Origin of the sequence: Prevotella pallens ATCC 700821 (assembly GCF_000220255.1) — a bacterium.
Taxonomy (GTDB): domain Bacteria; phylum Bacteroidota; class Bacteroidia; order Bacteroidales; family Bacteroidaceae; genus Prevotella; species Prevotella pallens.
The window spans coordinates 1,449,309-1,455,422 of record NZ_GL982513.1 but is presented as its reverse complement, the minus strand read 5'-3'; the positions used below and the strand labels follow the sequence as shown (position 1 = coordinate 1,455,422).

The window sequence follows — 6,114 nt, the reverse complement described above, 5'->3', positions numbered from 1 at the left end:
GATATATCTATCCATTTAACGGAAGAACCATAAATATGGGGATAAGTTCTTTGTAAAAGACGAAAAATACATGATAATAATTAGACACTGTTTTTATTTGCCTTTACTGTATTTATTTTGTAGGTTAACTCTATTTTTATAACCAACAAATTTTAGATAATCATGCCATATAAGTTTATAAGCCTTTATTCTATTTGCATTCAATACATTTAACAGAGGAACAAAATAATATATTTCCTCAAAAACATTATTTGATTAAAGAAAAATAAATTAACTTTGTAGTAATAAATATCATTTTACATTCGTGAGGCTATTTCACTATAGTTATTGATAAACACTCAAGAAAAATTAAAGCAAACTTTTTGACAAAACAATATGCAAGCAAAAAACGTTAACCAATTTGGTAAAAACTCTATCTTTATTGAGAAAAATAATGGTAATGTTTATATTACTGAACGTTATGTGGAAGAAACTACATCCGCATTTCATCAAGGTTCATACGAATTACGAGAATACAATCCAACAATTGATCCAGCTATCCCCAGAGAAGAAGTAAATCAAATTTTAGAATGGATAGAGAAAGATGCATCCACTAACAATCCTGTGAGATTAGGCTTATTATATGGGAAGGCTGGTATTGGCAAGTCCATTGTGATGCACGAACTTCTAAAAAAACTACATACAATAAACGATTATTTAGTCCTTGGGTTGAAGTCTGATCAAATAGAGTTTTTAGATACAGATGAGTTATCTAAAAAGATTCATTTGGGTAATCCTTTAGAGATTGTTTTAAAGGAGATGGCTAAGAAGTATAAAAGAGTAGTAGTATTGATTGACCAAATAGATGCACTATCATTGTCACTTTCTTCAAACCGTACCCCTCTACGTTCTTTGTTAAAAATGATACACCAAATACAAGGTATCCCTCATATAAGAGTTGTCATTTCTTGTAGACCGTATGATTTAAAGTATGATCCAGAACTTGAGAAAGAACGTATAAAGAAGCAATGGGAGCTAAAAGAATTATCTAAAGAGCAGGTACAGGAGACACTACAAGCAAATCAATGTAAAGAGCGACTAAGTGACAACCTACTATGCTTTTTGGGCAATCCACTGAACCTATATCTATTTTTAAAAGTCAGACAATATGAACAACTTACGGATCCTCTTTCTACCAATATGCTTTATCACCAGTTATGGCGTAAATATATAAATGACGACAGCATACGTAAAGTAGATAAAAACACCTTACTATCGTTACTCGATAGTCTTGTTGATACAATGTACGAGCGGCAAGAGTTATCTGTACACATAAGAACATTTGAAACTCAATATAATGCTGAGTTGAACTACCTTTTTACTAACGGTTTGCTAATTGAGACACAGACTGGGCTAATTCAGTTTTTCCACCAAACACTCTTTGATTATGTATATGCAAGAAGATTTATTGAAAAGGGACATAATCTGTTAGAGGTTCTCAAAACACAGCACCAAGGACTATTCACCAGGGCTTCTGTAAAAAGTATCTTGACATTCTTACGTGAACAAGATATTCAGCAATATATTAACACAATAGAAGGACTACTTTATACCAAAAATGAAAATGGAAAAGATACTTATAGGTTCCATTTAAAAGCACTTGCATTGAGCAACATTCCATTCTTTGAAAAACCATTACAAGAAGAACTAAGACTTATAACACAAATCTATACAGATAAAAAATATATGAATATTATATTTGAATCTGTATATACACCAAATTGGTTTTATGCTATTTGGGGAATTGTTGATAGTATGGGTGGATGGATAAATCTGAATACTGAATATAAGCAGAAAGCTATGGTGATGTGCTTCCGCACATTCTCTATAGAGCCTAACATTGTTCTAAATAAACTGGAATTGGCATTAAATCTTGATGATGAAGAAGACTGCAAACATCTGAGCACTCTACTACAATACAATACTCAGAAATGCGATAGCAAAAAGTTAATAGCATTCTACAACAAATTGGTCAAGTTTGGAGGGCCATCAGAATATACTTCAATATTAAAAAATATTCTTAACGACAGTCCTTCTTTTGTGTGTGAAGAACTAAAGAAGAATATTATCTTACAGTCAAAGGATAATAAAGTATACCATATAGGAGTTAATTATGAGGTGAGAGAACTTTACGAAGAACTTCTTGACAAGCATTATGATTTGGGTATAAAGTTATTAGTAGAGGTACTAACCATAATCTATGAATCAACTAATTACAATATCGATAATGCAGAAATATATTATTCAACAGCATTCGATTACTTTCAGAGGGTAGAAGATAACATTCTTGACTCTAACTTTTCTCAAGAAGCAGCTAATATTCTTATCGATAATTTCCTAAAAACGATTGATACTGAGCAAACTAAGAGACACATTGAAACTTTTAGCAAAAGCAAGCATGAAGGCTTTGTTTTCATTGCTTTATATCTTTACACCTCACACCCAGAATGCTTTAAAGATGATGTTTATAAAATCATAACAAATCGTCAAGTTTTAGCAAATGCGCCTGCTTGGGTAGAATACCAAGCTGTAGAAGCTCTAAGAGTTTCATTTCCTTTAATGAGTATTGAACAAAAAAGAGCCATTGTAGAAAGAATACTTGCTATCAACGACAAGGGAGAATATAGACTAATGAGAGAATCTACTGAGATAAGACTTAAATATGGAGTTCCACTTCTTCGTATAGATTCTCACAAAGGAAAAGCATTGCATGTTATACCGAAAGAAGAACTCAGAGACATTTCATGGAAAGCTTACCAAGAACATCAACGGATTGAACGTAAATTCAATAAGAATCTTCTTAGAAATGAAAAACCATCCAGTATATTTTCTTATGTAGGTTGGCCATCTCTAAAACAAGATCAAGGAGTAAAAATGAGCAAGGAGGACTGGCTTAACTCTATGCTTAAATATGCTGACAATCTTATTGAATGGGAAAAGCCCTCACTTACAGGGCAATGCCAGTTATTTCGTAACGTGGTGGATAAGGAACCTGAAAAATATCTGGACTTGATAAAACAGACGATTAAGAACGAACAGATTTCTTTAGCCTATCCATTAGCAGGATTGGAGGGGCTTTTAAATGCAAAAAAAATAAACGATGCAATGGATATCCTAAAAGATATTCTCGATGCAATCAACAATGACCTCAACACAACCGAAAGAGGATTCTCTATCCATTCCCTTCTAATAGCACTAAATGATGTCATTAACAATGAAGACGTGCCAGAACTTGTTTTCCATTTACTATGTAATATTGTAATTAATGCTAAGGAACCAGAAGAAGATAAATATCAAGATGCTAAGGATATATTTAACATAGGTATTAAGCAGTCAAGAGGTAATGCTGGATACATGTTAGTGAACTGTGCTTACGAGAAAAAATATAAAGAAGATATTTTTAAAACTATAGAAAAGATAGCAAAAACAGCATCAGTGTATACACGAGCTGCTATTCTTCTGAATTTAGCAAAATTAAACTGGTTAGATCAAAATAGAAATTTAGCTCTATTTAAGAAATTGTTGCATGATTATAATCCAAGGCTGATGGCACTACCTGTACATAACTACAATCCATTAGTTTATTTTGTCAATTATGCCATTGATGATTTGATAGATTTCTTCCAGCATACTTTAGAATATCCAGAATGCTATAAAGTGCAAGTTATCATTTTATGGTTAGGGTGGCTACATAATCATAAAGACGAGCGGTTAAAGAAATTCATTGACCAAATGTGCAATAAGAGTGAAGATGCAAGACTGTCACTTCTACGATTTTTAAGTGGCTTAAAAGATAATATAAACCAGGAAGCCGTTGATTATATTTTGGATTTAATGGATTCTCGTTTTGAAACAAAAGAAATGGGAGAAGCTTTCGATAATTTGTTCTATCATATCAAGAATTGGCCAATTACGTTTCAATATCAAATTGCAGAAGCCTTTGCTGCATCTCCATTAAGCAAGTATCAAATAAGAAATTTCATTAAATTCTTAGGAGCCTTTGCTGTCGAATATCCAGAGCAGACTCTTGAATGGATATCAAAGATAATAGAAAAAAATACACCAGATGATGTATTTACATGGAATAATATCGTTGAAGTTGTTATCCAGTCGTATAATAGTATCAAAACATTCAATAACAATAGTAACCAAAAGACATTAGAGTTTGCTATGGACTTAATAGATACCATTATGCAAAGTGGAAACAACAAAACACTCATTACCAACTTTATAAACAAACTTGATAATGAATAAGGAGTATCAATTAGGACAATTACGGAGGATTATAGAAGACCCTGACACCTCTTCTGGCTTGTATCTAATTGATACAGTTTTAGACGATAACGAGATAGAAAAGTATATAAAGGATTTAGATGGCTGTGCTTATCTAAAAATATCTCTGCTTCCATCTAAAGATAGTTCAGTCTTTGAAATGTTTGTGATTGGGTTAAGTTATAAATTCGACAATCAATCATTAGTAGAAATGGTGAAGTTGTTATTATCAGATGCTACACAAAAAAGAGATAATGTACTGTTAACTATTCTGTTAGATATAATGAGAAATCACATAGAGAGAAGAACTATTCTTCATCTTGAGGGTGAAAAAGATTTATCCTCATTTATATATGAGGACCTTTGTAAACTTAAAACATCTTTAGATTATAGTTCACACCCTATCATTATAATTAATAAACCAAAGCATGCTATAGGAATTAAAAAAGACCCGAATATAAACATAATAACATTTCAAGAGAACAATTTTATGGAAAAAAGAACAGAGAAAGTGCATATATCATATAAACATGATACTGCATATAAAGCTGATATCCTTGCAATTAAAACAGGACTTCAAGAGAACAATATTCCATATTCTATAGATGAATACGACATTTTATATCGCGACAATATTGATGACTACGAGAAAGAAATTGGTAGTTCAGACATTGTCATTATGTTTGTAATACCTAATTATTTAACATCTTTAGAATGTATGTTTGAAATGACGCAAATATTTAAAAATGGCAATATTAAAACGAGGTTATTTCCCGTTGTTGATATGGGAGAGATTAAACGAAATGGAGATGGCTTAATAAAGATAAAAGATTATTGGAGCAAAGAAAAATAAAAAAATCTGAGCAAATAAAGACAGAGCCAGGTGGCTCAAGTTTTCTTATAAAAGAAATACAAAAAATAGATGATATCCTTAAAACAATGGATGACTTATGGACGTTCTTGTGTCGTGAAAACTCTGGTAGCTACCATAAACTTATAGATAATAATGCAAAACAATTAATGGAGGAAATTAAAAAATACTTATGTCCTAAATTGGCACCAGATACTGAGAACTTCACGCCTACAACCGCAACAAAGCCTACAGGAACCCGAGTTATCACTCAGAATGGTGAAAAATCTTTATATATAGAAAATAATAATGGGAATATTACTATAAGCTAAAAAGAGGTTCTTCCGTTAAACGCTTGGACACTTTTCTGAGAAGAGAGAAAGACAGAACGACATATAAAAGACAGATAAGATGCCGACAAGAAAATAAAAGATGTTAGGAAACAAAACAAAAAGTATGAATTTAGTCCAGTGTGGCCTAATGACTAATTTGGGTTTAATTATTCATCATCTAAAGTTTCTATGGAGAAAAAAGAAAAGGCTTCCCAAACCCTTCCCTTCGGAACTGCAATCCGACGCGGTATTTAAGAAACCTTTCCTATTTCTGTTGCAAAGATACAACTTACCCCGCAGAGTCAACCATCAAGTGCAAAATTACAAAACGTATTTAAAGAACTCGCACTTTGGAGTAGAAAAGTTTAATTTTTCTCTTGGTCTTTCGTTCAATTTCTTTTGTATGGACATAATTCTCTTGTCCGTATAGTTATCAAACGAATCCTTTTTAGGTATATACTGCCTGATTAATTTGTTTGTATTCTCAACAGCTCCCTTTTGTCATGAACAATATGGGTCAGCGAAGTACACTGGCACACCTAAGTATTTGGTGGTTTCCCTGTTGTGTCATTGTGGATGATGTTATAGATGGATTGGTGTGACACCTCTATGCCCTCATTT

At 32.3% G+C, this 6,114-nt stretch carries 3 protein-coding genes and 1 pseudogene; 3 read left to right on the top strand and 1 reads right to left on the bottom strand.

Annotated features, from left to right (window positions below; genetic code table 11):
* The first annotated feature begins 375 nt into the window (after nt 1–375).
* The 3 genes from HMPREF9144_RS05600 to HMPREF9144_RS05590 are packed head-to-tail and all read left to right on the top strand — an operon-like array spanning nt 376 to nt 5,493.
* A complete protein-coding gene (locus tag HMPREF9144_RS05600) occupies nt 376–4,293 on the top strand; it encodes an NACHT domain-containing protein (protein ID WP_006044938.1) in 3,918 nt (1,305 codons plus the stop codon).
* Complete coding sequence (locus HMPREF9144_RS05595) at nt 4,286–5,164, top strand: toll/interleukin-1 receptor domain-containing protein (RefSeq protein ID WP_006044937.1); 879 nt, start codon at nt 4,286–4,288, stop codon at nt 5,162–5,164. Before HMPREF9144_RS05600 ends, HMPREF9144_RS05595 begins: the two co-directional genes overlap by 8 nt.
* Nucleotides 5,146–5,493, top strand: a complete 348-nt coding sequence (locus tag HMPREF9144_RS05590) for a hypothetical protein (RefSeq protein WP_006044936.1) — start codon at nt 5,146–5,148, stop codon at nt 5,491–5,493. The genes HMPREF9144_RS05595 and HMPREF9144_RS05590 overlap by 19 nt, the downstream gene beginning before the upstream one ends.
* 321 nt (nt 5,494–5,814) lie before the next feature.
* Here the strand turns inward: HMPREF9144_RS05590 and HMPREF9144_RS13770 are convergent.
* Nucleotides 5,815–6,045, bottom strand: a pseudogene (locus tag HMPREF9144_RS13770) (IS30 family transposase); the annotation flags it as partial.
* Nucleotides 6,046–6,114: the final 69 nt, after the last annotated feature.

Coding starts and splice junctions, on each gene's coding strand:
- HMPREF9144_RS05600 (WP_006044938.1), top strand. CDS start 376: ATGCAAGCAAAAAACGTTAACCAATTTGGTAAAAACTCTATCTTTATT.
- HMPREF9144_RS05595 (WP_006044937.1), top strand. CDS start 4,286: ATGAATAAGGAGTATCAATTAGGACAATTACGGAGGATTATAGAAGAC.